Here is a 26,384-nt window from a genome sequence, read left to right on the forward strand (position 1 = left end):
CGTGTCGGGATGGGGCGGTACACCGGGGGCCACCGCCCGCCGGACCCCTGCCTGTCCAACGCTCGCGACCGGCCGGCGCACATGTTCGGGTCTCACCGATCGGCATGATCGAGAATACACATCCTACCTACCGGACAACCCGTGATCTTAGCCGAGACCGCCGCCGGGGCGGCCCCCGGAACCGGCGCCCTCGAACCCGCCGACCAGAAGCAGGGTGCCCGGAGCGACCGAGAACAGAGGCACGGAGTGACCGGAAGCAACGGCCCGGAGCGACCGGAACAGAGGCGCAGAGCGACAGGGAGCAGGGGCCCGGAGCGACCGGGCGGTGATCATTCACCTTCGCCGGGAGCGGTCTTCACCCCGTGTGCTGACGGATGTGATCGGCGCCGGGTCGGCGGGTCGTGGTACGGCGATGCCGGCGCCGCCGTACGACGCCCGGCCCCGCGAACGTCCGTGGACGGCGCGCTAGAAGCGGTCGTCCGACCATGGAGCGCCCATGGCGTCCGCCACGTCCTTCAGCCAGGTCTCCGCGCTCGCCGGGTCCAGCGAGGGCGGTTCGCCGCCGGTGGCCTCGCGCAGCAGTTCGGCGTTCCGGCGCTGGGCGTCCTGCTGGGCCGCGCGCACCGCCTCGGTCACGGCCTGCGCGATGGAGGCGCTGTCCAGCCGCATGACCCGCGGGTCCAGGGTCACCTCCTCGATCTGACCGCCGCCGTCCACCACCGCCCCCACCAGCCCGCCGGCGGCCGCGCCCTCGCCCTTGACGGTCCGCAGCTCGCCGAACACGCCGCTGAGGCGCTGGACGGCCTCTTCGTTCTGCCGCGCGACACGTTCGAGGTCCTCGAGGCGGAAGTCGTCCGGTCGGAACACGGCACCGCTCCTTCGCTGGAAGCACGTGGGCTCACGCGCGTACGTGACTCGTGGATGAGGGCGCCGGGATGGATCCGAGGCTCCGGGGATGGATCGGGGTTCCAAGGCCTCGGAGATGGATCCGGGGGCGGCGAGGCCGCGCTGGTCAGGGGTGGTACGGCTCCGGCCGGTCCTGCTTGGGCTCGCGCCACTCGAACCCGCCGGAGGGCGGCAGCGACGGCGGCTGCCCGGCGGGCACGGCCGGCGGCTGCTGGAACGGCGGCAGGCCGTGGGTGTCGATGACCGCCTGCCTGAAGTCGATCTTCGCGCCGGCGGTGGGTTCGAGATTGAACATCTGCGCCAGCGCCTTGCCGGCGAAGTAGACCGACATTCCGCCCGCCACGGAGGAGACCACCTTCGCGAGCAGGCTGGTCGCCGCCGCGATGGTACTGGTGGCCATGGCTCCCAGCGCCTCCAGTCGCGCGTACCCGGCGGCCGCGTACGGCGTCGCGAGCATGGCGGCGGCGATCGGCAGCGCCGCGGCGAGCACCGCCGCGACCCGGGCCAGGGAGACCCAGTAGGCGCGGTAGGCGTCGCCCAGCTCGTCCACGATGCCCGCGATGTTCTTCACGTACCCGCGCAGGCTCTCCAAGGCCTCCTGATACCGCTCGACGGCGTCCGCGTACGCGTCGTGGTCCTCGGCGACCCAGCCGTCCTTGCCCTTGTCGCCGAGGTTGCGGATGTAGCTCTTGATCGCCGTGTCCAGGCGGGAGTGGATCGACTCCCAGTTGTTGTAGGCGTCCGCCATGCCGGGGACGTTGGCGACCGCGGTGCCGGCGATGGCGGTGCCCACCAGCAGCGGCCGGGACAGCAGGGCGGCCTTGCGCAGGTCGTCGAGGACCGCGAGCGCGCTGCTTCCCGCGGTCCTGAGAGACGGTCCGTACACCCCAGCGGGCATGGTGTCCGACAGCTCCTTCGCGTCGCTCGGTCGTCAGGCGTACACGGCGGTGGAGCGTTCCTCGGCCGTACGCCAGTTGCCCCGCGCGGTGTCGAGCTGGTGGGTCCAGGTCTCCAGGACCGAGATGGCCTGGGTCAGCTTGTCGCGCACATCGTCCTGGAGGTGGTCGTACCGGCGGCCGATCACCACCTCGCCGAGCAGGCCCCAGCCGGGGAACCCGACGTCGGTGCTGTCCACCATGGCGCGCCATTGCTTCACGGCGGGGATCACGTCCTCGGTGATCTCGTCGATGATGCTCTGGATCGCCTCCGAGGTGACGTACCTTTCCTGCGCCATGCCGCCTCCATGATCCGATGTCGCGAGTGATGTCTATCAGCACTCCGGGATCATTCGGCCGCCCTGTCTTATTTGTTCATCCAGTCGTAGATGATGGCAAGATCGGCGATGATCAGCGTTCACGCGCACCGCGGCCGGAAGACGGCGGTTGTAGGGTGCCTCAGGTCGGACTGTGCCGGTACGGGCGACGGAGGGTGAAGATCACGTGACCGAGTTCGGCGACTTCGCGGGCTTCGACATCGACAAGCTGATGAGCGGAGCACAGCGGCAGCTCGCCCAGGTGGAGGAGCTCCAGCGGCGCACCGCGGAGCTGGTCGGGCGCGCCGCGGACAAGAACGGCTACGTGACCGTCGAGTACACCGGGCAGGGGCTGCACGAGCTCGAACTGAACCCGCGGGCGATGCGCCTGCCCTCTTCGGACCTGGCCGCCCTCATCAAGACGGTGGTCCGCGAGGCCGGGCTCGACCTGGAGCGCCAGACCAACGAGCTGATGGAGGAGTTGTTCGGCGAGGACAACCCCATGAAGCTGCTCCAGGATCCGGAGGCCGCGCTCGCGCAGGTGAAGCAGGCCGAGGCCGCCTACGACCGCACCTTCGAAGAGGTCATGTCCGACCTGGACGAGATCCGGCGCCGCCTGCAGGGGTGACCTCCTACACGGTCCAGGGGTGACCTCCTACACGGTCACAGCGCCATTCTGCCCGGTGAGACCGCCGTTCTGCCCGGTGACGCCGAGGTTCTGCCCGGTCGGGGCACCGCTCTGCCCGGTGGTGTCGACCGGCTGGACGTTGGAAAGCGGGAGCCCCAGCTGCTTCATCTCCTCGGTCTTCCCCTGCAGGGTCGCGAGCTGTCCCGCAAGCTCGCCCTGCTTGGCGAAGACGGCGGCGGCGACCAGCGAGGCGGCCGTGATCACGACGCCGTACTTTCGCATCATGCCGCTCAATGTCAGCTGCGTGGTGGTCGCGGCCGCCTCCGCCGACGCCTGCGCCGCCACGTTGAGGCCCGGGACGGGGCGCGTGGCCATCGTGTAGATCGTCAGTGCGGTGAGGAAGACTCCCGCGACCCCCGACAAGAGCGCGGCGTTGGCGGACAGATGCCCCAGACCGTTCATGAACCTGGCGGCGTCCGAGTGGGCGTTCGCCCCCTCGCTCAGATTGCCGACGACCTTGTCCACCGCGTGCTTGAACGCCACCTTGTCATCGGCGGTCCAGTCGGTCACGGGGACGTCGTCGAGGTGTTTCTGCAGGTCGACCCCGAGCGTTTTGATGCTCTCGGACGTCGTGCCCCATTTCTCGCCCGCGCCGGTCAGAGCGCTCGGCTTGGACACCACGGCGGTGACCGCGGCGGCCATCATCAGGCCGCGCGCCGGATTCACCAGGCAGTAGGCGTAACTTCCGGCGAGCCCGGTGTAGAACCCGTACTCCCAGTGCTCGTAGCTCACTTGCCCATCTCCTTCTTGAGCGCGTCGGACCGAGCCGCCATGTCCTCCTCGTAGGCCTTCCACCTCTCGCCGGAAAGCCTCAGGTCACCCTTCCACTGCTCCATCTGCCGGCGGACGGCCTCGATGTACTCCACCGAGCCTCTGGCCATGTCCCCGTGCTTGGCGGAGATCGGGATGCCGATGAGCCCGCAGTCGCTCCAGCCGATGTGGTTGCCCGCGGGCACCTTCTTGGCCGTCTCCGCGTTGGTGCCGACGTTGGTGTAGATGTTGCTGCCGAGGTCGATGACGGCCTGGTGCTTCACGTGCTGGGTGGCCGACGGTTCCGCCGCGCCGGGGGTGTAGCCGCTCCCGTTGTTCCCGCCGGTCGTCCGGGGGACGCTGCCGCCTCCGTCGCCCTGCAGGCCGGGGATCTGGGGAATGCCGCCACCCCCGGTGCCGCCGCCTCCCGTGCCGCCGAGCGGCGATGGCAGGTTGAGGCCGCCGCCGGGGTCACCCCCCGAGCCGGTCCCCGTGGGATCGGTGACGACCGGGTTCTGCCCGGCGGGCACGTTCGGGATCGCCGGGATGCTCGGGTCCTGCCCGGTGGGGATGGTCGGGTCCTGCCCTCCGGGATTGTTGCCGCCTGGCAGGCCGGGAATGGTCTGCTCGGGGATCTGCGGGATGTCCGGGATCGAGTTCGTCGGGTCACCGGGGTTCGAGGTGATCGGGGTGAACGGCACCGAGTTCGTCGGATCACCGGGAATCGAGGTGACCGGGTTGAACGGCACCGAAGTGGTGGGGTCTCCGGGCTCGCCGACGTTCGGGTCGGTGGTGTAGGGCCCCCCGCCGAGGTCGTTCCCCACGGGGCTCACGATGACCGGATCCCCCGGCGAGAAGGGCTGCCCGGGATCCCCGGTACCCACCGGGTCCAAGCCGAACGGCTGCCCCGGGTTCCCGGTGCCCATCGGGTCCAGGCCGAAGGGCTGTCCCGGGTTCCCGGTCCCGATCGGGTCGGCGCTGAACGGGTCACCGGGCGAGAAGGGCTGGCCGGGACCACCGGTCCCCATCGGGTCAATACTGAACGGCTGCCCCGGACCACCGGTACCCACCGGATCGGCGCCGAACGGCTGCCCCGGCGAGAACGGCTGACCGGGACCTCCGGTCCCCACCGGGTCAATACTGAACGGCTGCCCCGGACCACCGGTACCCACCGGATCGGCGCCGAACGGCTGCCCCGGCGAGAACGGCTGACCGGGATCACCGGTCGCGACCGGGTTCGCGCCGAGGGGATCTCCTTGCGTGAACGGGTGCCCCGCGCCGCCCAGGGCGTCGGGCTGGCCCGGTCCCGCGAAGGTCTGGTTCACGTAGGCAGAGCCGTCTGCCCCGCCCGCCTGGCCGTCCATCCCGCTCGCATGGCCGTCCGCTCCGCCGCCGGAGACGGCGTACGCGCCGCCCGCGCCGGTATCGCCCGCCCCGGTGTCGCCCGCGCCTCCGGGGGAGGATGGGCTACCCGCGTTCAGCAGAGCGTCGAACCCGTGTTGCTCGCTCACCTTCCGTCCCCCCGTCTCCGGCAGCCAGGCTCTTGATCAGCCTGTGAGACGGCAGACTAACCCAGTGCCCATCGGACCGTACAGAAAGCCATCAAGGTCGGTCTCCATCCCCCTTTCCGCCGTAACGGCTGTTCGGCGGTCAGATGGCGCACCGCACGCGCAGAGCAGCGAACCCGACATATCGCCTTCATGTCGATATACGCGCTATATCGGTCGCGAGGTGAAGGCTCCCGTTCGCGGGCGCGCTTCTATGCTGTCGGCGATGACCCGCCAGGCAAGGCTGAGGTGGCATGCAGACCCGTCGTGATCTTTACCAGGCCCACCGGCTGATGATGCAGCGCCTGGGCATGGCCCTCCTGCAAGGCGAACCGGACATCCCCGAGTCGCCCATGCGCAGGCACAACGTCGCCATGTTCTGCGGTGTGCTGGTGGCGGTGCTCGTGGCGGCCTGCTTCGGCATCTACGGCCTGCTCAAGCCCGGCGGCGCGACGTCGCTGACCGCGCCGGGCACGCTGATCGTCGAGGAGGAGACCGGCGCCACCTTCGTCTACAGCCAGCAGGAGTCCAAGCTCATCCCGGTGGCCAACTACACCTCGGCCCGCCTGATGCTCGACACCCCGGAGGTGACGGTGCGCACGGTGTCGTCGGCGTCGCTCGCCGGCTTCACCCGCGGCACCCTCGTGGGCATCTCGGGCGCGCCCGAGTCGCTGCCCGCGCGCGAGAAGCTGGTGCGCGGCCCGTGGTCGGCGTGCGTGGCCGAGACCATGGACCCGGGCGGGGCGCGCAAGCCGTACGTCTCACTGGTGGGCGGCATGGACGTCGGCGGCCGGCCGTTCGGCTCCGAGGCCATGATCGCCGACGACGGGCAGCAGTCCTGGGTCATCCTCGCCGACCGCCGCATGCGGGTCTCGGACTCCGGAGCGCGGGCGCTGTCGCCCACCCCGCCCCGGCAGATCCCCGCGACCTGGCTCAACGCCCTGCCCATCGGCCCGGACTTCCGCGGCCCGCGCATCTCCGGGCTGGGCCAGAGGCTGCGCGGCCCTGACGGCCGCGCCTCCGCCGTCGGCCGGGTGTACACCGTGCCGGCGGTGGCCGGCGGCGAGGTCCGCTGGTACGTCCTCCTGCGCGACGGGCTGGCGGTGATCTCCCAGACACAGGCGACGCTGCTGCTGGAGGACCCGGCGAGCAAGGCCGCCTATGGCAGGTACCCGGTGCGGCCCATCGAGGTGGACGCGGCCAGGGCCTTCGCGTTCCCGCAGTCCAAGACGTCGCCTGCCGTTAACGGCCTGCCCACGACGATGCCGAAGATCGCGACGCCCGACCCGGCGGCCCCCTTGTGCACCGTCTACTCCGACACCCCTCAGGGATCCACCCGGGCGCGGCTGACGATCGGCTCTCGCATGCGGATCCCGGTGCCGCCGAACGCGGGGTCCGACCAGGAGCACTTCGACCAGGTGCTGCTGCCGCCCGGCAGCGCGGTGCTCGCCGGGCTGCTGCCGGGCGAGGGGCAGCTCGGGGCGATCCAGAACTTCGCGCTCGTCAGCGACCAGGGACGCAAGTTCGCGCTGGCCTCCGGCGACCTGCTGACGAAACTCGGCTACGACACCGGCGACGTGGCGCCGCTCCCGGCGGGCATCTGGCACCTGATCCCCGAAGGGCCCACACTCGACCCGGTGGCCGCCAGGACGCCGCTCTCTATCACACCGGCCGCGACATTGACCCCATGATGCGATTTATGGCCATTGGTACGAAAAACCGTTACTGACTCGCAATGCGACGCCTGGCCATGTTGTGGTGAATGATCCTAGTGTTTGTGTTGATCAGCATCGCGGGGGCGCACGATGCGTATTGCAGTGTGGGCCATCACGCGTATCACGGCCAGGCCACACTCCTTGGAGGTACCCGTGACCCAGCAGACGTCAGCACAGCTTCCCCAGATCGTCGAGTCCGCGAAGAAGACCGAGACGGCCCACGGGCTCATCGGCAGCATCCAGACCCAGCTGCAGGGACACGTCGCCGAGCTCCGGGCAGGCTGGGGCGGTCAGTCCGGCATGGCGTTCGAGGCGGTCTACAACGAGTGGAACCGCGAGCTCTCCAAGGTGCTCGGCGAGCTCCAGGGCCTCTCGGTGAAGCTCCACCAGGTCGAGGCTCGTTACCGCAACACCGAAGCCGACCAGACCGCGGCGGCGAACCGCGTCATCAGCGGAAGCTCGCTCTCCGGCAACATCAACGCCTGACCCGCAACGCCTCGGACAACGGAGATCATCATGGCTGGTATCAACAACGACATCGACCGCACGCTGGTCAACTTCGGGTCGATGACCACGGGTGCGCAGGACTTCGCCCGTCAGTGGCAGGCGATGGAAGGCACGCTGCAGGAGCTCGAGGGCAACCTCGACCGGCTGCTCGGCGAGTGGGAGGGCGACGCGCGCGCCGCGTACTGGGCCGCCCGGGCGCAGTGGGACGCCGCCTCCGGCCGCATGGCGGGCCTGCTCCAGCAGCTCGGCGCCGTGGTCCAGCAGGGCCACGAGAACTTCCACCTGACCGAGAAGGCCAACGTCGCGATGTTCGACGGCCGGTAGGCCGCCGCCGTATCGCACGACCCATCCTCGCCGCACCGCGCGGCTTGCACATTCTGTGAGGACGACGATGAGTGGTGAAAACGGGGACCAGAACATCAACCTCTCTCATACGGATGTCGAGCGGATCGCGAAAGCCTTGCAGTCGCACGCCGATGCCATGGGACAGAACGGCCGTGCGGGCTCCGGCGGAGAGCAGTCCGGCTCCCTGTACTCCTTGCGCTACAACGGGCAACTCACCCCTGACCAGCTGGGCAAGTGGCAGGCGGCTCAGACGTTCGCGCAGACGGTGGGCTCAAGCGGCCCGGACACCGGTGTCAACGCGTTGCTGGGGCTGTACGCCACTTATGTCCAGCAGTACAACGCACTGATCGCGACCCTCCGCGCAGGGAAGATCAACACGGCGGCGGCCGAGGACGCGAGCACCATCCCCGCGCCCGGCGCCAACTGAGGTTCGTAGACGACGGCGGCACGGCCGCCTGGGGGTTTTCGTGGGAATCGACTTCAAGAACATCCGGGGCGCGGTACCGGAGACCGGCGTCCCGGACGGCGACGTCGGCAGCGTGCGGAACTGGCTGAACGCGACGAACCCGGGCGCGGTCCACGAGGCGGGCGCGGTCCACCTGGCCGCCGCCAAGGCGATCAAAGAGAGCGCCGAGGCTCTGTACAAGCAGATCGCCACGGACATGCCCGACGCGTGGAACGGGCCCGCGGCGACCCTGTTCCGGCAGGCCACCGACAAGCTGGTCGGCACCGGGCGCGAACTCGCCACCAAGATGGAGGGCATGGGGAACACCCTCCAGAGCCTCAGCGAGAGGCTGACCTGGTATCGCGAGAACTACCAGGTGAAGGACGACGTCTTCGGGTCGTGGTCCAACGGCATCGACTTCGTGCCCGGCGACTGGGGCGAGGACGACCCCAACTCCACGGCGGCGAAGGCGACCGACTCCCCCAACAGCCGCGCCCGCCACCACCTGGAGAACCTCAACAAAGAGATGCTCAAGCTGTACGAGGCCCTCCCCGCGCGGGTCGAGTACGAGATGCCGCAGCTGGCCCCGAGCACGGACATCCCCGACCTGCCGAAGTTCCCGAAGGACTTCACCATGCCCAACACGCATGGGAACGGCGGGAACGGCACGGACTACTCCCCTTTCACCGGTCCGAACGCGAAGAACGCCTTCGACACGACCGGCCTTCCCGGCGCCAATGGCACGGGCGACGGGTCGACCACCGTGCCGGGCGTCGGCACCGGAGGCGGGGGCACCGGGACGGGAACGGGTGACGGCACGGGGACCGGCAACGGCAACGGCACGGGCACCGGGACGGGTAACGGCACGGGTAACGGCACGGGTAACGGCACGGGCACGGGCAACGGCACGGGGAATGGAACGGGCAACGGTCTCGGAGGGAACGGCCTGGGGAACGCCGGGCTCAACCCGAACGATCCACGCTCCACCAACCTGGCCGGGTTCGACCCGACGAACGGCCTCACCAATCCGGCGCTGAACAATCCCACCAACCTGGCCGCGCCCACCGGCGTCGGGCTGAACCCGCCGACGGGCGTCAACGGGACGACCTTCACCACCCCCACGGGCGTGGGCGGCGTCCCGATCGGCACGGGCGTCAACGGGTCGGGCGGCGCGGGACTGGGCGGCGGCACCGGTTACGGCGGCGGGTACGGCGGGGCGGCCGGCCCGAACCTCGCCCGCGGCATCGGCACGGGAACCGCCGGCGGAATGGGCGGAATGCCGTTCATGCCGATGAGCCCGAACACCGGCGGAGAGAACCAGGAACGCCAGCGCTCCACCTGGCTGACCGGCGACGAGGACGACTGGTGCACCAACCAGCAGTGCGCCCCCAACATCATCTGCTGACGTCGCACGCCGCCTCGGGTGGGAGCCTCTCAACCCCTCCCACCCGGCGGCGCCCGTACATACCGAAAAGGGTGCTCCCGCCCGCCCAGCGTAGGCCGGAGCACCCTTTTCGGCGTGCCGCGCCCTGGCCGGTCACCCGGCCAGGGCCGCCACGCGTCCCCCCGGCTCTGCCGGTGTCCCGCGAACCCCTCCCCGGTACACCGGCCCTCCCCTTGCCGGCGCCCCGAGCCGTTGGGCGCCTGGCATCAAGGTTTCACGCGCCACTTGCAGGTCACTTGAAGCCCGCTTGACACATATGCCGCTAATCACCACATATCAGCGGCGCGGCAGGGTGGCGAGCACCAGGTTGGGGTCGGTGGCGGTGGTGTAGGCGGCGCTGAGCACATAGAGGGTGCGTCCGCGTACGGCCACCGACGTCGGGTTCTGCAGTCCCTCGGCGGTGGTCAGAACCGTCGTGACGTGCCCGTCCGCGTCGATGCGCACCACTTTGTTCGGCCCGTTGAGAGCCGCGATGACCTGGTCGCCGCCGGTCCCGCTGAAGGCGATGTCGTCGATGCCGGCCAGCCCCGAGGCCTTGACCTGGACGGTGCCGGGCCGGCCGCGCTCGATCGGGATCCGCAGCAGGGTGCCCCGGTCGAGGTTGGTGGCCCAGATCGCGCCGCGCCGCACCTTGATGCCGTTGGCTCCGAGGAAACCGGTCGAGGCGAGTTCCGGCGCCGACGACCAGACCTGGGCGCGGCCCCCGTTCAGGGGCACGGTGGTGATGCTGCCGGACACCGAGTCGGTCAGGTAGAAGGTCTTGGCGGGCTCGTCGTACGCCAGGCCGTTGGGCAGCCCGGCGGCGGGCAGCGCGGCGATCCGCTGCGGCGTCTTCCCAGGACGTAGCCGGTAGAGGCCTGTGCTCGCGGCGTCGCCGCTCGCGTAAAGGAAGTACAGCGTGCCGTCGCCGGTACGCACGATTCCGGTGGTGAGCGCGAACCCGAGGACCGGGGTCCCGGCGCCGCCGTCAGCTGGGGCGGGGAGGGTCGCCAGGATCCGCGTGGCGCCGGCGGGGCTGATCGCGGCGACCTGGCGGGCGGCCGCGAAGGTGACATAGGCCGTGCCGTCCGGGCCGAGCGCGATGTTCTCCGGCATCTGCCCCTTCGCCAGGTCGAAGTGCACCCCGATCCGTGACGTCACCGCCGGCGGACGGGTCTGCACGGTGGCCGGCGCGGCGGTGACCGTCGCCGCGTTCGACGGCGGGACGGTCATCAGACCGATCCCGGCCGCCGCGACGACGACCGCGAGGGGAAGCGTGCTCTTGCGCATTCTTGGTCCTTCCAGAAGGTTTCGCGAACGGGAGTTCGCAGGCATGCGAGACCAGACGCTCCGCTCGGAGCGCCTGGCAGAACGGGGGACGATCAGCCGGTCCGATCTCCCGCCGGCGCGTCGCGCCGGGGGTCGTGAGCGGCGGAGACACGTCCGGTGACCGCGCTGTGCACGAGCAGCGTCATCGCGGCGTGCGAGGGAGACCCGGGTTCGGTGGTGGCGACCACCACCGCCTGGTCGTCCGTGGTCTGCAACGTCTGCTGGGTCACCCACATGGCGCCCACCAGCGGATGACGCATCTCGTACACCGCGTCACCGCCGGCCTTGACCCGGTGGTCGGCCCACATCGTGGCGAACTCCGGGCTCTTGACCGTCAGCTCGCCGACCAGCGCGGCCAGCAGCGGATCGTCGGGGCGCCGCCCGGAGACCATCCGCAGGGTCGCCACCACGGCACGCGCCTTGCCGTTCCAGTCGGCGTACAGGTCACGAGTGTGCGCGTCCAGGAACATCAGGCGCGCCATGTTGGGCCGCAGCCGCGGCGTGTCCGGACCGTCCGAGGCCAGATGGCCCGCGAACAGCGCGTGTCCCGGCGTGTTCCACGCCAGCACGTCGCTCCGGCGGCCGAGCACCACCACGGGCACGTCCCCCAGCACCGCGATCAGCTGACGTGTCGCCGGACCGACCCGTTCGGGCGCGGGCCGGCGGCCGGTGCCCCCGCGGCGGGTGCCGGCGGCCAGTTCGTGCAGGTGCCGGCGTTCCGCGTCGTCCAGGAGCAGCGCCTCGGCCAGGGCGTCCAGCACCTCGGGCGAGGCGCCTCGCGCCTGGCCCTGCTCCAGCCGCGAGTAGTACGACGCGCTCACCCCGGCCAGCAGCGCCAGCTCCTCCCTGCGCAGCCCGGGAACCCGGCGCCGATCACCGTAGGTGACGACGCCGACGTCCTCGGGCCGCAACTGGGAGCGCCTCGTCTGCAGGAACTCTCCGAGCTGTCGTCTCGCGTTCATGGCTCACAGTATTCGCGGCCGGGGCCGCACCCAGCCACACCCCGCCAGGGATAGGCACGGCGGACCTCCGGTGACCGCGTGCCATTCGAAGGGGTGCGGACGACCGTGCTCATGCCGCCGTCGGACGGACGACCGTGCTCATGCCGCCGTCGGGCGAGGGTCAGGACTCGTGCTCGGCGGAGGCGGAGACGGGCTGGTCCCCCTCGACGGGGACCACCCGGCGCACGACCACCGTGCTGATGCGGTTGCGGCGGCCGGCCGTGCTCTCGGCGGTCAGGTCCAGGCCGTCCACCGTGGCGCGCGAACCGGCGATCGGCACCCGCCCCAAAGCGTGGGCCAGCAGGCCGCCCACCGTGTCGACGTCGTCGACCTCCAGCTCGGTGTCGAACAGCTCGCCCAGCTCGTCCACCGACAGCCGCGCCGTCACCCGGGCGCCGCCGTCCTCCAGCCATTCCACCCGCGGCGCCTCCTGGTCGTACTCGTCGGCGATCTCGCCGACGATCTCCTCAAGGACGTCCTCGATGGTGACCAGTCCCGCCGTGCCGCCGTACTCGTCGATCACGATGGCCATGTGGATCTGGCGGGCCTGCATCTCGCGCAGCAGCTCGTCGATCGGCTTGCTCTCGGGCACGTACGTCGCGGGGCGCATGAGCGACCCGATCTTCTCCCGCTCGGCGTCGCCGGCCGCCGACGCCTCGTGCATCCGCCGGACGATGTCCTTCAGGTAGGCGATGCCGACGACGTCGTCCTCGTTCTCGCCGACCACGGGGATGCGCGAGAATCCGCCGCGCAGCGCGAGGGAGAGGGCCTGGCCCAGGGTCTTGCCCCGCTCGATGAACACCATGTCGGTGCGGGGCACCATGACCTCGCGGACGAGGGTGTCGCCCAGCTCGAACACCGAGTGGATCATCTGCCGCTCGTCCGGTTCGATCACCCGGCGCTCCTCGGCCAGGTCGACCAGGTCGCGCAGCTCGGCCTCGGAGGTGAACGGGCCGTCGCGGAACCCCTTGCCGGGGGTGAGCGCGTTGCCCAGCAGGATCAGCAGCTTGGGCAGCGGCCCGAAGATGCGCGTCAGCCCGTACACGATCGGCGCGCTCGCCAGCGCGATCGGCTCGGCGTGCTGGCGGCCGAGCGTGCGCGGCGAGACGCCGACGATGACGTAGCTGATCACGATCATGACGCCCGCGGCCACGGCGTACGCCTGGCCCTCGTCGCCCAGCCAGTCGATGAAGAGCAGCGTCGCGATCACCGTGGCGATCAGCTCGCAGCTCAGCCGGAGCAGCAGCAGCAGGTTCAGGTAGCGGGGCGGATCGGCGACGATCGCCTGCAGGCGCTGCGCCCCCCGCCGCCCCTTGCGCGCGAACTCTTCGGCGCGCACCCGCGAGATGCGCGCCAGAGCGGTCTCAGCGCTGGCCAGCAGGCCACCGAGGATGATCAGAAGGGCGGCGGACAGCAGCCACCCGCTGGGGGAACTCACGGCTCCCGCCGCACCCCCCGCCACGCTTCGAGCAGCTCGCCTTGGAGCCCGAACATCTCGGCGTGCTCCTCGGGCTCGGCGTGGTCGTACCCGAGAAGGTGCAGGATGCCGTGTGTGCAGAGCAGTTCGAGCTCGTCACGGGTGCTGTGGCCGGCGTCGGCGGCCTGCTTGGCCGCGACCTGCGGGCACAGCACCACATCGCCCAGCAGCGCCGGGTCGAGCGGGGCGTCGGCGTCCTGGCGCGAGCCGCCGGGGTTGGGCCGCAGCTCGTCCATGGGAAAGGCCAGGACGTCCGTCGGCCCCGGCTCGCCCATCCACTGTTCGTGGAGCTGCGACATCGCCGCCTCGTCCACGATCAGGATGGACAGCTCGGCCAAGGGGTGGATGCCCATGCGGCCGAGCACGTGACCGGCCAGCTCGACCAGCGAGGACTCGTCCACCTCGACGCCGGACTCGTTGGCCACCTCGATACTCATGGTGTTTCTTATCTCCCCCGCGGGCGTTTGCCGCCCTTGATGGCATGCGGCTCGGCGGTCGCGAGGTCGTGGCGGCTGTAGGCGTCGATGATGTCGCTCACCAGCTTGTGCCGCACGACGTCCGCGCTCGTCAGCCTGCAGAAATGGATGTCCGGGATACCTTCCAGGATATCCTGGACGACCTTGAGGCCGCTGTCCTGCCCGCCGGGCAGGTCGATCTGCGTGACGTCGCCCGTGACGACGATCTTGGCGTTGAAGCCCAGGCGGGTGAGGAACATCTTCATCTGCTCGGGCGAGGTGTTCTGCGCCTCGTCCAGGATGATGAAGGCGTCGTTGAGCGTGCGCCCGCGCATGTAGGCGAGAGGTGCCACCTCGATCGTGCCCGCGGCCATCAGCCTCGGGATCGAGTCGGGGTCGAGCATGTCGTGCAGCGCGTCGTAGAGCGGGCGCAGGTAAGGGTCGATCTTCTCGTAGAGGGTGCCGGGCAGGAAGCCCAGCCGCTCGCCGGCCTCGACCGCCGGCCGGGTGAGGATGATGCGGTTGACCTCCTTGGCCTGCAGGGCCTTCACGGCCTTGGCCATGGCCAGGTAGGTCTTGCCGGTGCCCGCCGGCCCGATGCCGAACACGATGGTGTGCCTGTCGATCGCGTCGACGTATCGCTTCTGGTTCACGGTCTTCGGGCGGATCGTTCGCCCGCGCGAGGACAGGATGTCCAGCGACAGGACATCGGCGGGCCGGGCCGAGCTCATGCGGAGCATGGCGATGCTGCGCTCGACGGCGTCGGTGGTGAGCTGCGCTCCGGACCGCACCAGCTCGACCATCTCTTCGAAGAGCCGGACGACGAGGCCGCTCTCCTCCGGGCTTCCGCTGATGGTGATCTCGTTGCCGCGGACGTGGACGTCCGCGCGGAACGCGCCCTCGATGACCCTCAGCAGCTCGTCACGGGAACCGAGGATGGCCACCATCGAGTGCTCGTCCGGGATCACCACCTTGGCCTGCGTGCGGGACGGGCCTTTGGTGCGAGGCGGTTCGCTGGTCTGCGCGCCGTTGGGCGCGCTGCGGGGTTCGTATGACTCGGACATGGGCGGCCCTTGCGGCCTGCTCGCCTCCCGGTCTCATGCGTGTCTGCCGTCGCGCTCGTCGGCGTCCAGCCCCTGTGATGTGGCCCGACCACGCCGTGTTGGTTAAGCCCATGCTATCTGGGCCGGGGTCAGCCCGGTGGCCACTGCAGGTCGCGGCCTCCCAGCACGTGCCCGTGCACATGGAAGACCGTCTGACCGGCCTGCGGGCCGGTGTTGAACACCAGGCGGTAGCCGGAGTCGGCCACGCCCTCCTGCACGGCCACCGCGTGCGCGGTCTTCAGCACCTCGTCCGCGAGGCCGTCGTCCGCGGCGGCCAGGGCGGCGGCGTCCTGGTAATGCCCCTTGGGGATCACCAGGACGTGCGTGGGCGCCTGAGGATTGAGGTCCCCGAAGGCCAGCGTGCGCTCGGTCTCGTAGACGACCTTGGCCGGGATCTCCTTGGCCACGATCTTGCAGAACAGGCAGTCTGTCACGCACGCATGGTAGTCACCTCTGTTGCCAATCGGTAATACCGAGGAGGTCCCGCGGAAAGATCCGCGCGGCTAGGGTTGGTGTGCGACACTTCAGCGTCAGTCAGCGGTCAGTGTCGGCCAGGCCATCGGCGAGGACACAACTGGGTCATGCCCCCTAAAGAATCGCCAGAGAGTAAACCCTCTGGAAAGGCCGTGCGTCCAACAGATGTGACCACCGAGACCCTCGTGGCCGAAAGGTCGCTCGGGGCGGTGCCCGTCGGATGGGACGCCGACATGGCCGTGACGGCGCTTTACAGCGCCCACTATCGGTCACTTGTGCGTCTCGCCATGCTGTTGGTCCGCGATAGCGCGACCGCGGAGGAAGTCGTGCAGGATGCGTTCGTCGCCCTTCATGGGGCGTGGCGCCGCCTGCGCGACACCGACAAGGCACTCGCCTACCTGCGCCAGTCGGTCGTCAACCGATCGCGCTCTGTGCTCCGCCATCGTGCCGTCGTGGAGAAATACGCGCCCAAGGGGCTGCCCGACGCGCCGAGCGCGGAGAACGGAGCCATAGGAGAGCTCGAGCGGTCCGCCGTCATCGAGGCACTGCGCGGGCTCCCGACCAGGCAGCGCGAGGCGCTGGTGCTGCGTTACTACGGCGACCTGTCCGAAGCCGAGATCGCGCACGCCATGGGCATCAGCAAGGGTGCGGTGAAGAGCCACACAGCCCGCGGCATGGCCGCACTACGCACGGTACTGGAGCAATTGTCATGACCGAGTCCCCCGACGAGTACGGCGAGGTCCTGCGCCGTGTCTTGCGCGCGGAGGCGGATTCTGTCGTGCCCTCCGCGGAAGGATTGCAGATCATCCGCACCCGCATCGAGCAACGCGGTGTGCGGGGGATCTTTTGGTGGAGGGCCGCCGCCTCGGCGTTCGGGGCCGTCCTGGTGGCCGCCACCGTCGTGATGGTCGTGCCCGGCCTGCGAGAGCGGCTGGACATCGACCAGCAGCCCATCGTCCAGGTCCAGTACGACACCTCGCCTCCTGACGAGTCCAGCACGCGCCGCCCCTGGAACGGCGGCCACTCACCGGCGGTCGTCGGCTCCCAGCGCCCGCAGCCGACCACGTCGGCCGGCGAGACGCCCGCGACGGCCCCCACGCCGTCGGTCACGACCTCGCCGGGCAACGACTGCGTCACCGCCCCGCCGACCACCGTGGAGCCCGAGGCGGGAGACTCGCCGCAGCCCTGCGCCGAGCCCACGAGCACCGAGTCGCAGCCGGACCAGACGACCGAGCCCCGTCCGACGCCGACGCGTCAGAGCGGCACGCCGACGCCCACGAGAACCGCCACGTCCAGCCCGAAGCCGACGGTGGAGCAGCCGACCCCGACCGCCTCCCAGGCGCCCAGCGACCCCCCGGAGCCCACGGCCAGCCCTCTGATGACCACCGAGGCCGACACCGACACCGACCAGACCGCCACGCAGGAGTAGCCGCCCTTCCAAGGTGCGCCTCTACCAGCGGCCGATCGGGTTCACCGCCGGCCGCGGCGTTCACCAGCGGCCGGTAGGGCTCACCAGCCGCCGGTGGGCTCACCAGCGGCCTGAGCGGGCGAGCAGCACCGCGGCGGCGGCGACGCCCGCGGTCGAGGTGCGCAGCACGGTCGGGCCGAGCAGCGCCGGGGTGGCCCCGGCGTCCTGAAAGCGCTTGATCTCGTCGTCGGCGATGCCGCCTTCGGGGCCGACCACGACGACGATGTCGCCACTCGCGGGCAGCGGCACGCGCGACAGCGGCACGGCGGCCTCCTCGTGCAGGACGGCCGCCACGGCGGCGCCGCTCAGCAGGGTGGCCACCTCGGCCGTGGTCGCCTGCTCGGCGACCTCGGGCATGTGGAACCGCCTGGCCTGCTTGCCCGCCTCGCGGGCCGTGGAGCGCCAGCGGGCCAGCGACTTGGCCGCGCGCTCGCCCTTCCACTGGGTGACGCACCGGGCCGCGGCCCACGGGACGATGACGTCCACCCCGGCCTCGGTCATCATCTCGACCGCCAGCTCGCCCCGCTCGCCCTTGGGCAGCCCCTGGACGACGACCAGGCGCGGCTCGGGCGCGGGGACCACGCGGCGGCCGAGGACGCCGAGACGCAGGGAGTCCTTCCCTGCGTCGCGCACGACGCATTCGGCCACCGCTCCGGCCCCGTCGGTCAGGTCGACGCGCTCGCCCGCGCGCAGCCGCCGCACGGTGGCGGCGTGCCGTCCCTCAGGGCCGTCGAGGACGATCTCCTCACCGGACAGGTCGCCGGCGAGGAACACCGGCACGCTCACCGCACACCGCCGCTCATCGGCCGTTGAAGGCGTCCCTGAGCCGCGAGAAGAAACCCTGCTGGCCGGGGGCGAACTTCCCCGGCGGGCGCTCCTCGCCGCGGAGCCTGGACAGCTCCTTGAGCAGCTCTTCCTGGGCCGAGTCGAGCTTGCTCGGGGTCTCCACGTTCACGTGGATCAGCAGGTCGCCCCTGCCGGTCTCGTTGAGCCGCTGGATGCCCCGCCCGTACAGCGGGATGACCTGGCCGGCCTGGGTGCCGGGCCGCACGTCGAGCTCCTCGGCGCCGTCGAGCGTCTCGACGGTGAGGATGGTGCCGAGCGCCGCCGCGGTCATCGGGATCTGCACCGTGCAGTGCAGGTCGTCGCCCCGCCGCTCGTAGATCTCGTGCGGGCGCTCGACGATCTCGAGGAACAGGTCGCCGGGCGGGCCGCCGCCCGGACCCACCTCGCCCTCGCCGGCGAGCTGGATGTGCGTGCCGTCCTCGACGCCCGCCGGGATGCGCACCTTGATCGTGCGCCGGGTGCGCACCCGGCCGTCGCCGGAGCACTCTTGGCACGGGTGGTGGATGACCGAGCCGAACCCGCCGCACTGGGGGCAGGGCCGCGCGGTCATCACCTGGCCGAGGAACGACCGGGTGACCTGGGAGATCTCGCCGCGGCCGTGACACATGTCGCAGGTGTCCGGGTGGGTGCCGGCCGCCGCGCCCGACCCCTGGCACACCTCGCACAGCACGGCGGTGTCCACGACCAGCTCTCGCGTGGTGCCGAACGCCGACTCTGCCAGGTCGAGCTCGACCCGGATCGTGGCGTTGCGCCCGCGCCTGGCCCTGGAACGGGGGCCGCGCGCGCCCGCGCCGCCACCGAAGAAGGCGTCCATGATGTCGCTGAACGGGAAGCCGGCGCCGAAGCCCGCCGCGCCCGCCCCGGCCGCTCCGGCGCCGCCGAACGGGTCTGCGCCGAGATCGAACATCTGGCGCTTGTTCGGGTCGGAGAGGACCTCGTACGCCTGGTTGATCTCTTTGAAGCGCTCCTGCGTCTCAGGGTCGGGGTTGATGTCAGGGTGGAGCTCACGTGCGAGGCGGCGATACGCCTTCTTGATCTCGTCCTGGGTGGCGTCACGGCGGACCCCGAGGATGCCGTAATAGTCGCGGGCCACCTAGGACCCCGCCAGGATCTGGCCGACATAGCGTGCCACTGCGCGCACCGCTCCCATCGTCACCGGGTAGTCCATTCGCGTAGGGCCCAGCACTCCGAGCCGAGCCAGTTCATTGTCGCCCGAACCGTACCCGGCGGCGACGATCGAGGTGCCGTGAAGCCCCGAGTAAGGGTTCTCGGAGCCGATGCGCACGGTGAGGGCGGAGGGGTCGTTCGCCTCGCCGAGCAGCCGCATCAGCACGACCTGCTCTTCGAGCGCCTCCAGCACCTCGCGCAGGCCGACACTGAAATCGCCCGCCAGGTTGGCCGCGCCGGCGAAGACGATCTTCTCGTCGTGCCGCTCGACCAGGGTCTCCAGCAGGACCGACAGGATGGTGGTCGCCATCGGCCGGTCAGCCTCGGGAAGCCGTTCGGGCAGGTCGGCCACCGTCTCGGCCACGCGGCCGAGCCGGCACCCGTCGAGGCAGGCGTTGAGTACCGCCCGCAGGTGGGCGACCTGGTCGTCCTCCACCACGTCGGGAAGGTCGACGACCCGCTGCTCGACCCGGCCGGTGTTGGTGATCACCACGAGCATGATGCGCCGCTCGGCGAGGGGCACCAGCTCGACGTGCCGGACCGCTGAGCGGATCAGCGACGGGTACTGCACCACGGCCACCTGGCGGGTCAGCTGCGCCAGCAGCCGCACCGTGCGCGTCACGACGTCGTCGAGGTCGACGGCGCCGGCCAGGAACGTCTCGATGGCGCGACGCTCGGCGGCCGACAGAGGCTTGATCTGGGACAGCCGGTCGACGAACAGCCGGTATCCCTTGTCGGTGGGAACCCGCCCCGCACTGGTGTGAGGTTGCGCGATGTAGCCCTGCTCTTCGAGGACGGCCATGTCATTGCGCACAGTGGCCGGAGAGACCCCCAAATTGTGACGCTCCGCCAGTGCCTTCGACCCGACCGGCTCGTTGGTGGACACGAAATCCTCGACGACGGCGCGCAGAACGGCCAGCTTCCGCTCATCGAGCATCATGCTCACCTCCCTGCCTGTCCGTGCCTGCGTGAACACCGGGTCTGGCACTCAGTGTTCCCGAGTGCCAAGTGTACGGCTCCTGGCCACAGGGTGCGATAACTCAGGCCATCCCACCCTCGTCCCGCACCGTGAACCGCTCCCTTCCCGTCCACCCGCCCGGCCCGCCGGGCACACCCGTCCCTGGCGACGAGCGAGCCACCGGACCCACGGCAGACGAGCCGATGACAGGCCGCCGAACCGGTGATCAGCCTGCCGAGCGGTGAGGTGAACCAGTGAGACGAGCCGGTGAGATGAGCCGGCGAGAAGCGGCCTCAAAGGTGACAAGCCGCACATGGACGGCAGACGGCCCGGCCGGTGACAAGCGGCTTGCTATCCGCTGGCAAGTGATCTAATCCAGACTCACGGCATGAGCGAGAACGATCCCCGCCTGCCCGACGCGACGACCCGGCTGCCGCGTCCGGACTCCTCAGGTCCGCAGGTCCCTCCCCGCCCGCAGGGGCCGCCGTCCGGTTCACCCTCGGACGCTCCGTACGGCTCCGCCTCCGGCGGCCAAGCCGGATCCTCCTCCTACGGCGCCCCGGCCGGTTCCTCTCCATACGGCGCCCCGGCCGGCTCCCCCTACGGCGCTCCCGCCGGTGGCCCGTCCGGCGCCCCGAGCGGCCCCTCCTACGGAGGCCCCTCCTACGGGACGCCTCCGCCCGGGGCCGCTCACCCTCTCTACGCCACGCCCGCCCCGGCGGCGCCCGGCCCGGTGCGGCCGCGCGTGCTGTGGATCGTGCTCGCCTGGCTCGTCGCCGTGATCTGCGGCGTCGTGGGCGTCGTGGGTTTCGCCGGCGGCCTTTTCAAGACCATCACGGACGCGGCGCCGACGCGGACGTTCCAGAGCGGCGGCAGCGTGACGGTCGCGATCGACCCCAAGGACAAGCCCATCCTGTACGCCTCGGCGTCCGGGCCCACCGACGTCACCTGCCTCGCCACGGACGGCGCCGGGAACAAGGTGGGCCTGACCTCGCCCAAGGCCTCCCAGACGGTGAGCGCCGACGGGCGGGCGTGGGAGGCCGTGTTCGACATCGGCGTGCCCGCCCCCGGCACCTACAAGGTGAGCTGCGAGGCCGAGGCGGGCAAGCAGGCGCTGTTCGGCGTCGGCAAGTCGCTGACCGCCGACCCCGGCGCCCTCGCGGGCGGCGTCGCCTTCCTGATCCTCGTCCCGCTGGCCGGGTTCCTCCTCGCGGTCGTCACGACGATCGTCGTCCTCGTGCGGCGCAGCCGTAACCGCAAGCGGCAGGCGGCGGCCGCCGTCCCCTACGGCGGCGGGTGGCCCCAGGGCGCCCCGCCCCGGGCGTGATCTTTGCTAGCGTGCCCAGCTATGCGGGACTACGGACGGGACGTACTGGCCGGAGACTGGCGGCGACCGCTGCGCGGCAAGATCCCCAAGGTGCCGGCCGAGCTCGACCTGGTGGTGGAGGACGCCGGCGGAGGCTTCTGCGGAGCCGTGGTGGCCTGTGACAAGGAGGCCGTCACCCTGGAGGACCGCTTCGGGCGGCGGCGGGTGTTCCCACTGGCGCCGGCCGCGTTCCTCCTCGACGGCAAGCCGGTGACGCTCGTGCGCCCCGCCCCGGACGCCGTCGCCAAGGGGCCCGCCCGCAGCGCGTCAGGGTCGATCGCGGTCGAGGGCCTGCGGGCGCGCGTCGCCCGCGAGAGCCGCATCTATGTCGAAGGGGTGCACGACGCGGCCCTGGTCGAGAAGATCTGGGGCCATGACCTGCGGGTGGAGGGCGTCGTCGTCGAATACCTGGAGGGTGTGGACGACCTGCCGGCGATCGTGGCCGAGTTCGAGCCCGGCCCGGGACGGCGCCTCGGGGTGCTGGTCGACCACCTGGTCCCCGGGTCGAAGGAGAGCCGCATCGCCGCTCGGGTGTCCGCGTCGGCCCACGTGCTCGTCGTGGGGCATCCGTACATCGACATCTGGGCCGCGGTGAAGCCCTCCGTCCTGGGCATCCCGGCCTGGCCGCAGGTGCCTCGGGGAATCCCATGGAAGGAAGGCGTCATCGAGGCGCTCGGCTGGCGGCTGGAACCCGCGGAAGCCTGGCACCGCATCCTCGGCGCCGTCCAGACTTACACTGACCTTGAACCGGAGCTTCTGGGCCGGGTCGAGGAGCTCATCGACTTCGTGTCGACCGAGGAGAACTGATGAACCGTCCTCCGAACGACCACCCCGCCGACGCCCCCCGCCCCGAAGGCGACCCCAACCCCGAAGTCGACCCCCGCCCGCAGGGCGACCCCGACCCCGAAGGCGACCCTCGGCCCGGAGTCGACCCCCGCCCGCAGGGCGACCCCGACCCCGAAGGCGACCCTCGTCCGGAAGGCGACCCCCGCCCCGAAAGCGAGCTCCGTCCCGAAGGCGAGCCGGCGGCCGGCGGCTCCGGGCACCAGGGCGCCGCGGCGCAGCCCCTCGAGTCCCCCGCCTTCGAGCCCCCCGCCTTCGAGCCGCCCACCGGCGAACCGGCCCAGCACACCGCGTACAGCCCCCCTGCCGACCGACCGGCCGAGCACCCCGGGTACCGGCCCCCCTCAGACCAGCAGGCCCAGCACCCCGAGTACGGACCCCCTGCCGACCAGCAAGCCCAGCACCCCGGATACGAGCCCCCCTCAGACCAGCAGGCCCCGCACCCCGGGTACGGGACCCCTGCCGACCAGCAGGTCCAGCACCCCGGGTATGGGCCGCAGGCCGGGTACGGCGCCGGGCATCCGGACCCGGGCCACGCCCAGTACGGGTACGCGCCGCCGCCGCCCCCGTACCAGCAGCCGATGTACGGCCAGCATGGCTACGGGCAGCCGGGTTTCGCGGCCGGTCCTCACGTCCCCGGCAGGTACGGGCCGCGCCCCGGCTCGGACGACACGACCATGGCGATGCTCGCCCACCTGCTCGGCCTGCTGACCTCGTTCCTCGGCCCGCTGGTGCTGTACCTGGTGAAGAAGGACGAGTCTCCGTATGTGCGCGACCAGGCGGCCGAGGCGCTGAACTTCCAGATCACGCTCTTCATCGCCTACGCGGTCTCCGCCGTGCTGGTGCTGGCGATCATCGGCGTGCTCCTGCTGCTCGTCGTGGGCGTCGGCTCTCTCATCCTGATGATCATGGCGGCCGTCGCGGCGAACCGCGGGGAGAACTACCGCTACCCGCTGAACATCCGCTTCATCAGCTGATCTCGGGCCCGTCGGCCACGGACAGAGGTGCGGTCGTGCAGGTCAACTGAGATCGTGCAGGTCGGGTGAGGTCGCATAGGTCGGCTGAGATCCATAGGTCGGCTGACATCGCCCAGGTCAGGTGACATCACACAGGTCAGGTGAGGTCGCGGATCAGGGCGTCGGCGAGCAGGCGGCCCTTCAGCGTGAGAACGGCCCGGCCCCGTTTGAAGGGCTCGGGCTGCAACAGGCCCTCCCCAATGGCGCGGGCCACGGCCGTGCGGGCCTTCGGGGCGATCTCGGCGAGTGGGAACCCCGAGTCGAGGCGTAGTTCGAGCATGAGCCGCTCGACCTGGCGGTCGGCCGCCGACAGCTCTTCGCGCGCGTGACCGGGCGAGGACCCCGCGGCCAGCCGCGAGGCGTAGGCGGCGGGATGCTTGACGTTCCACCATCGAGTGCCGCCCACGTGGCCGTGCGCCCCGGGACCCACGCCCCACCAGTCTCCGCCGGTCCAGTAGAGAAGGTTGTGCCGGCACCGCGCCTGCGGCGAGGTGGCCCAGTTGGACACCTCGTACCAGGAGAACCCGGCCTGCGACAGCATTGTGTCGGCGATGACGTAGCGGTCGGCCGCCACGTCGTCGTCGGGCATGGGCAGCTCGCCTCTGCGGATGCGCGTGGCCAGGCGGGTGCCGTCCTCGACGATCAGCGAGTAGGCCGACACGTGGTCGGGGCCCGCCTCGATGGCGGCGGCCAGGGAGGCGCGCCAGTCGTCGTCGGTCTCCCCCGGCGTGCTGTAGATCAGATCGAGGTTGACGTGCGCGAACCCGGCGTCGCGTGCCTCGCGCACGGCCTCGGCCGGGCGGCCGGGGGTGTGGCGCCGGTCGAGGACGGTGAGCACGTGCTCGGCCGCGCTCTGCATGCCGAAGCTCACGCGGGTGAACCCGCCGGCGCGCAGCCGTTCCAGGGAGGCGGGGTCGACGGACTCGGGGTTGGCCTCGGTGGTGACCTCGGCGCCCGCCGCCAGCCCGAACTCGCCGTCGATCGCCCGCAGGATCTCGGTCAGGTCTTCGGCGGGCAGGAGCGTCGGCGTGCCGCCGCCGAAGAAGACGGTCTGCACCGGCAGCTCGGCGTCGCCCAGCACCCGGCGGGCCAGCCGGATCTCCTCGACCGCCGTGGCGGCGTAGTCGGCGCGCGAGGCCCCAGGACCCAGCTCGGTCGCGGTGTAGGTGTTGAAATCGCAGTAGCCGCAGCGGGTGGCGCAGAAGGGCACGTGGACGTAGAAGCCGAACGGCCGCGCGCCGAGGCCCCGGAGGGCGCCGGAGGGCAGCTCACCCGAGGCGGGAACGGCGTCGCCGTCGAGAAGTACGGAAGGCACGCCCCCAGTCTGCCGCCCCCGGACTCATGCCTCGCACGGCCTGTGGACAACCTCCCGCCGCCTCTCGCGAAGGACGACGGGAGGGACGACGAGGCGGAGGAGTTACTTCTTGGCCTTGTCGGCGCTGCCGCTCTCGGTGGACAGGGCGGCGACGAAGGCCTCCTGGGGGACCTCGACGCGGCCCACCATCTTCATGCGCTTCTTGCCCTCCTTCTGCTTCTCCAGCAGCTTGCGCTTGCGGCTGATGTCGCCGCCGTAGCACTTGGCCAGAACGTCCTTGCGGATGGCGCGGATGTTCTCGCGGGCGATCACCCGGGCGCCGATGGCGGCCTGGATGGGCACCTCGAACTGCTGGCGCGGGATGAGGTCCTTGAGCTTCTTGGCCATCTCGACGCCGTAGGCGTAGGCCTTCTCACGGTGGACGATGGCGCTGAAGGCGTCGACCGCCTCGCCCTGCAGCAGGATGTCGACCTTGACCAGGTCGGCCTCCTGCTCGCCGGACGGCTCGTAGTCGAGGGAGGCGTACCCGCGGGTGCGGGACTTGAGCTGGTCGAAGAAGTCGAAGATGATCTCGCCGAGCGGCAGCGTGTAGCGGATCTCGACGCGGTCCTCGGACAGGTAGTCCATGCCGAGCAGCGAGCCGCGGCGGGTCTGGCAGAGCTCCATGATGGCGCCGATGTGGTCGGCGGGCGAAAGCAGCGTGGCCTTCACCACCGGCTCGTAGATCTCGGCGATCTTCCCGGCCGGGAACTCGGAGGGGTTGGTGACGACGATCTCCTTGCCGTCCTCCATGATCACCCGGTAGATGACGTTGGGCGCGGTGGAGATCAGCGAGAGGTTGAACTCACGCTCCAGCCGCTCGCGGACGATCTCCATGTGGAGCAGGCCGAGGAAGCCGCAGCGGAAGCCGAAGCCCAGCGCGGCGGAGGTCTCGGGCTCGTAGACCAGCGCCGCGTCGTTCAGCTGCAGCTTGTCCAGGGCCTCGCGCAGCTCGGGGTAGTCGTCGCCGTCGATGGGGTAGAGGCCGGAGTACACCATGGGCCTCGGGTGCTCGTACCCGCCGAGGGCCTCCCGCGCCGGACGGGCGGTGGTGGTGACCGTGTCGCCGACGCGGGCCTGCCTGACGTCCTTCACGCCGGTGATCAGATAGCCGACCTCGCCCACGCCCAGCGCCGTGGACGGCACCGGCTCGGGCGAGATGACGCCGAGCTCCAGCGTCTCGTGCGCGGCTCCGGTCGACATCATGATCGTGCGCTCGCGCTTGGTGAGCTGTCCGTCGATGACCCGGACGTAGGTCACCACGCCGCGGTAGGTGTCGTACACCGAGTCGAAGATCAGCGCCCTGGCGGGGGCCGCGGCGTCGCCGACCGGGGCCGGCACGTTCGCGACGACGTGGTCGAGCAGCTCGCGCACGCCCTCGCCGGTCTTGCCCGACACCCGCAGCACGTCGGAGGCGTCGCAGCCGATGAGCCCGGCGAGCTCCTCGGCGTACTTGTCCGGCTGGGCGGCCGGCAGGTCGATCTTGTTCAGCACGGGGATGATGTGCAGGTCGGCGTTCATCGCCAGGTAGAGGTTGGCCAGCGTCTGCGCCTCGATGCCCTGCGCGGCGTCGACGAGCAGCACCGCGCCCTCGCAGGCCTCCAGCGACCGCGAGACCTCGTAGGTGAAGTCGACGTGGCCGGGCGTGTCGATCATGTTGAGCACGTGCCCGTCCCAGGGCAGCCGGACGGCCTGCGACTTGATCGTGATGCCGCGCTCGCGCTCGATGTCCATGCGGTCGAGGTACTGGGCGCGCATCTGCCGTGCGTCGACCACACCGGTCAGTTGCAGCATCCGGTCGGCAAGCGTGGACTTGCCATGGTCGATGTGCGCGATGATGCAGAAGTTGCGGATCAGCGCGGGGTCGGTCTGGCCAGGCTGGTTGGGCACCGGGGTCCGTTTCGGCAGGTTCGAGACGAGTCAGAGGCTGGCGGGGCAGCCGCCACCCA

At 70.8% G+C, this 26,384-nt stretch carries 27 protein-coding genes; 11 read left to right on the top strand and 16 right to left on the bottom strand.

What is annotated here, in order from left to right; all coding sequences use genetic code 11:
- Positions 1 to 465: 465 nt before the first annotated feature.
- The 3 genes from ACFO60_RS01940 to ACFO60_RS01950 all read right to left on the bottom strand — a co-directional run bounded on the left by ACFO60_RS01940 (position 466) and on the right by ACFO60_RS01950 (position 2,140).
- Positions 466 to 867, bottom strand: coding sequence for a YbaB/EbfC family nucleoid-associated protein (locus tag ACFO60_RS01940; RefSeq protein ID WP_380836057.1), 402 nt, complete (start codon positions 865 to 867; stop codon positions 466 to 468).
- 145 nt (positions 868 to 1,012) lie between these two features.
- A complete protein-coding gene (locus ACFO60_RS01945) occupies positions 1,013 to 1,804 on the bottom strand; it encodes a hypothetical protein (protein WP_380836059.1) in 792 nt (263 codons plus the stop codon).
- Positions 1,805 to 1,837: 33 nt separating this feature from the next.
- Positions 1,838 to 2,140: a hypothetical protein gene (locus ACFO60_RS01950; protein WP_380836061.1), complete on the bottom strand. Its 303-nt coding sequence runs from the start codon at positions 2,138 to 2,140 to the stop codon at positions 1,838 to 1,840.
- Positions 2,141 to 2,345: 205 nt separating this feature from the next.
- On the opposite strand from ACFO60_RS01950, the gene ACFO60_RS01955 reads away from it, so the two are divergent.
- Positions 2,346 to 2,786: a YbaB/EbfC family nucleoid-associated protein gene (locus ACFO60_RS01955; RefSeq protein ID WP_380836062.1), complete on the top strand. Its 441-nt coding sequence runs from the start codon at positions 2,346 to 2,348 to the stop codon at positions 2,784 to 2,786.
- A 27-nt stretch (positions 2,787 to 2,813) separates the two neighbouring features.
- Here the strand turns inward: ACFO60_RS01955 and ACFO60_RS01960 are convergent, their stop codons facing one another.
- Positions 2,814 to 3,578 (bottom strand): hypothetical protein, encoded by a 765-nt coding sequence (locus ACFO60_RS01960; RefSeq protein WP_380836064.1) that lies wholly within the window; start codon positions 3,576 to 3,578, stop codon positions 2,814 to 2,816.
- Positions 3,575 to 5,107, bottom strand: a complete 1,533-nt coding sequence (locus ACFO60_RS01965) for a hypothetical protein (protein ID WP_380836066.1) — start codon at positions 5,105 to 5,107, stop codon at positions 3,575 to 3,577. The genes ACFO60_RS01960 and ACFO60_RS01965 overlap by 4 nt, the downstream gene beginning before the upstream one ends.
- 290 nt (positions 5,108 to 5,397) lie before the next feature.
- Here ACFO60_RS01965 and eccB point away from each other — a divergent pair, with 290 nt between their 5' ends.
- The 5 genes from eccB (at position 5,398) to ACFO60_RS01990 (ending at position 9,560) form a co-directional block, all read left to right on the top strand.
- On the top strand, positions 5,398 to 6,834 hold the full coding sequence (gene eccB, locus ACFO60_RS01970; protein WP_380836068.1) for a type VII secretion protein EccB: 1,437 nt from the start codon (positions 5,398 to 5,400) through the stop codon (positions 6,832 to 6,834).
- A gap of 177 nt (positions 6,835 to 7,011) precedes the next feature.
- A complete protein-coding gene (locus ACFO60_RS01975) occupies positions 7,012 to 7,344 on the top strand; it encodes a WXG100 family type VII secretion target (protein ID WP_380836070.1) in 333 nt (110 codons plus the stop codon).
- A gap of 30 nt (positions 7,345 to 7,374) precedes the next feature.
- Positions 7,375 to 7,689, top strand: coding sequence for a WXG100 family type VII secretion target (locus tag ACFO60_RS01980; protein WP_380836071.1), 315 nt, complete (start codon positions 7,375 to 7,377; stop codon positions 7,687 to 7,689).
- A 67-nt stretch (positions 7,690 to 7,756) separates the two neighbouring features.
- On the top strand, positions 7,757 to 8,137 hold the full coding sequence (locus ACFO60_RS01985) for a hypothetical protein (protein WP_380836073.1): 381 nt from the start codon (positions 7,757 to 7,759) through the stop codon (positions 8,135 to 8,137).
- A 40-nt stretch (positions 8,138 to 8,177) separates the two neighbouring features.
- A complete protein-coding gene (locus tag ACFO60_RS01990; protein ID WP_380836075.1) occupies positions 8,178 to 9,560 on the top strand; it encodes a WXG100 family type VII secretion target in 1,383 nt (460 codons plus the stop codon).
- Between the two features lie 315 nt (positions 9,561 to 9,875).
- Here ACFO60_RS01990 and ACFO60_RS01995 read toward each other — a convergent pair whose 3' ends face one another.
- From ACFO60_RS01995 to ACFO60_RS02020, 6 genes are all read right to left on the bottom strand, one after another.
- Positions 9,876 to 10,868, bottom strand: a complete 993-nt coding sequence (locus ACFO60_RS01995; RefSeq protein WP_380836077.1) for an SMP-30/gluconolactonase/LRE family protein — start codon at positions 10,866 to 10,868, stop codon at positions 9,876 to 9,878.
- 92 nt (positions 10,869 to 10,960) lie between these two features.
- Positions 10,961 to 11,869 carry a helix-turn-helix domain-containing protein gene (locus tag ACFO60_RS02000; RefSeq protein WP_380836079.1) on the bottom strand — a complete coding sequence of 303 codons (909 nt, stop codon included), beginning with the start codon at positions 11,867 to 11,869 and terminating at the stop codon, positions 10,961 to 10,963.
- Positions 11,870 to 12,029: 160 nt separating this feature from the next.
- The gene (locus tag ACFO60_RS02005; RefSeq protein ID WP_380836081.1) at positions 12,030 to 13,346 is read right to left on the bottom strand and encodes a hemolysin family protein; all 1,317 of its coding nucleotides are present in this window, start codon (positions 13,344 to 13,346) and stop codon (positions 12,030 to 12,032) included.
- On the bottom strand, positions 13,343 to 13,822 hold the full coding sequence (ybeY, locus tag ACFO60_RS02010) for an rRNA maturation RNase YbeY (protein WP_380836083.1): 480 nt from the start codon (positions 13,820 to 13,822) through the stop codon (positions 13,343 to 13,345). Before ybeY ends, ACFO60_RS02005 begins: the two co-directional genes overlap by 4 nt.
- An 8-nt stretch (positions 13,823 to 13,830) precedes the next feature.
- Positions 13,831 to 14,904, bottom strand: coding sequence for a PhoH family protein (locus ACFO60_RS02015; protein WP_380836084.1), 1,074 nt, complete (start codon positions 14,902 to 14,904; stop codon positions 13,831 to 13,833).
- A 128-nt stretch (positions 14,905 to 15,032) separates the two neighbouring features.
- Positions 15,033 to 15,377: a histidine triad nucleotide-binding protein gene (locus ACFO60_RS02020; protein ID WP_380836086.1), complete on the bottom strand. Its 345-nt coding sequence runs from the start codon at positions 15,375 to 15,377 to the stop codon at positions 15,033 to 15,035.
- 273 nt (positions 15,378 to 15,650) lie between these two features.
- On the opposite strand from ACFO60_RS02020, the gene ACFO60_RS02025 reads away from it, so the two are divergent.
- A complete protein-coding gene (locus ACFO60_RS02025; RefSeq protein ID WP_344941967.1) occupies positions 15,651 to 16,130 on the top strand; it encodes a SigE family RNA polymerase sigma factor in 480 nt (159 codons plus the stop codon).
- Complete coding sequence (locus ACFO60_RS02030; RefSeq protein WP_380836088.1) at positions 16,127 to 16,846, top strand: hypothetical protein; 720 nt, start codon at positions 16,127 to 16,129, stop codon at positions 16,844 to 16,846. Before ACFO60_RS02025 ends, ACFO60_RS02030 begins: the two co-directional genes overlap by 4 nt.
- 99 nt (positions 16,847 to 16,945) lie before the next feature.
- Here ACFO60_RS02030 and ACFO60_RS02035 read toward each other — a convergent pair whose 3' ends face one another.
- The 3 genes from ACFO60_RS02035 to hrcA are packed head-to-tail and all read right to left on the bottom strand — an operon-like array spanning position 16,946 to position 19,835.
- On the bottom strand, positions 16,946 to 17,671 hold the full coding sequence (locus tag ACFO60_RS02035; protein WP_380836090.1) for a 16S rRNA (uracil(1498)-N(3))-methyltransferase: 726 nt from the start codon (positions 17,669 to 17,671) through the stop codon (positions 16,946 to 16,948).
- A gap of 13 nt (positions 17,672 to 17,684) precedes the next feature.
- A complete protein-coding gene (dnaJ, locus tag ACFO60_RS02040) occupies positions 17,685 to 18,824 on the bottom strand; it encodes a molecular chaperone DnaJ (RefSeq protein WP_380836092.1) in 1,140 nt (379 codons plus the stop codon).
- Positions 18,825 to 19,835 carry a heat-inducible transcriptional repressor HrcA gene (gene hrcA / locus ACFO60_RS02045; protein ID WP_380836438.1) on the bottom strand — a complete coding sequence of 337 codons (1,011 nt, stop codon included), beginning with the start codon at positions 19,833 to 19,835 and terminating at the stop codon, positions 18,825 to 18,827.
- 409 nt (positions 19,836 to 20,244) lie between these two features.
- Between hrcA and ACFO60_RS02050 the strand changes: the two genes are divergently transcribed.
- The 3 genes from ACFO60_RS02050 to ACFO60_RS02060 are packed head-to-tail and all read left to right on the top strand — an operon-like array spanning position 20,245 to position 23,042.
- On the top strand, positions 20,245 to 21,183 hold the full coding sequence (locus ACFO60_RS02050) for a hypothetical protein (RefSeq protein ID WP_380836093.1): 939 nt from the start codon (positions 20,245 to 20,247) through the stop codon (positions 21,181 to 21,183).
- 21 nt (positions 21,184 to 21,204) lie between these two features.
- Positions 21,205 to 22,029 (top strand): DUF3097 domain-containing protein, encoded by an 825-nt coding sequence (locus tag ACFO60_RS02055; RefSeq protein ID WP_380836095.1) that lies wholly within the window; start codon positions 21,205 to 21,207, stop codon positions 22,027 to 22,029.
- Positions 22,029 to 23,042: a DUF4870 domain-containing protein gene (locus ACFO60_RS02060; RefSeq protein ID WP_380836097.1), complete on the top strand. Its 1,014-nt coding sequence runs from the start codon at positions 22,029 to 22,031 to the stop codon at positions 23,040 to 23,042. The genes ACFO60_RS02055 and ACFO60_RS02060 overlap by 1 nt, the downstream gene beginning before the upstream one ends.
- A gap of 136 nt (positions 23,043 to 23,178) precedes the next feature.
- Here ACFO60_RS02060 and hemW read toward each other — a convergent pair whose 3' ends face one another.
- Together hemW and lepA are read right to left on the bottom strand one after the other, a co-directional pair.
- Positions 23,179 to 24,396 carry a radical SAM family heme chaperone HemW gene (hemW, locus tag ACFO60_RS02065; protein ID WP_380836099.1) on the bottom strand — a complete coding sequence of 406 codons (1,218 nt, stop codon included), beginning with the start codon at positions 24,394 to 24,396 and terminating at the stop codon, positions 23,179 to 23,181.
- 102 nt (positions 24,397 to 24,498) lie between these two features.
- Entirely contained in the window at positions 24,499 to 26,325 is a 1,827-nt protein-coding gene (lepA, locus tag ACFO60_RS02070; RefSeq protein ID WP_380836100.1) for a translation elongation factor 4, read from the bottom strand.
- Positions 26,326 to 26,384: the final 59 nt, after the last annotated feature.

This window comes from Sphaerisporangium dianthi, from assembly GCF_042654065.1.
GTDB lineage: Bacteria > Actinomycetota > Actinomycetes > Streptosporangiales > Streptosporangiaceae > Sphaerisporangium > Sphaerisporangium dianthi.